This is a genomic window from Mesorhizobium sp. M2A.F.Ca.ET.037.01.1.1 (assembly GCF_003998075.1).
In the GTDB taxonomy this organism is placed as follows: Bacteria; Pseudomonadota; Alphaproteobacteria; order Rhizobiales; family Rhizobiaceae; genus Mesorhizobium.
Genome location: NZ_RZSA01001774.1, coordinates 1 through 489 on the forward strand (window position 1 = coordinate 1; position 489 = coordinate 489).

1 pseudogene is annotated in these 489 nt (G+C 65.4%); it reads left to right on the forward strand.

Annotation, left to right across the window (positions count from 1 at the left end):
- Positions 1–489: pseudogene (locus tag EOA27_RS39735) on the forward strand (arginase family protein); the annotation flags it as partial.

Sequence of the window (489 nt, forward strand, 5' to 3'; positions counted from 1 at the left end):
ATCGTGGGAAGGACAGCAGTGGCTACGCCGAGGCCGCCAACGCCATCCGCACCGCCAGCCAGGGCGATGCCCCGCTGGTCGAGCACTGGGATTTCGATCTCGGTGGCCCATTGTTCAATGGCGGATCGGGCAGCTGCACCGACACCGGCGACATCTTGACCATCATGCATGACAATGATGGCAACCGGGCCCGGATCGAGGCAAGGACACGCGAGATCCTGTCCCTGCCGGCCGTGCCGATCATGCTTGGCGGTGACGATTCCGTCGTCATTCCGTTCCTTGCGGGCTTTGCCGACCGTGGACCCACCTGGATCCTGCAGATCGACGCCCACATCGATTGGCGCGACGAGGTGAATGGCGGTCGATACGGCTATTCGAGCCCGATGCGGCGGGCGAGCGAGATGGCCCATGTCGCCGGCATGGTGCAGGTCGGCCTGCGCAGTCGGCAGCGCACGTCTCGCGGAAATCGAAGCGGCGCGGCGCTATGGC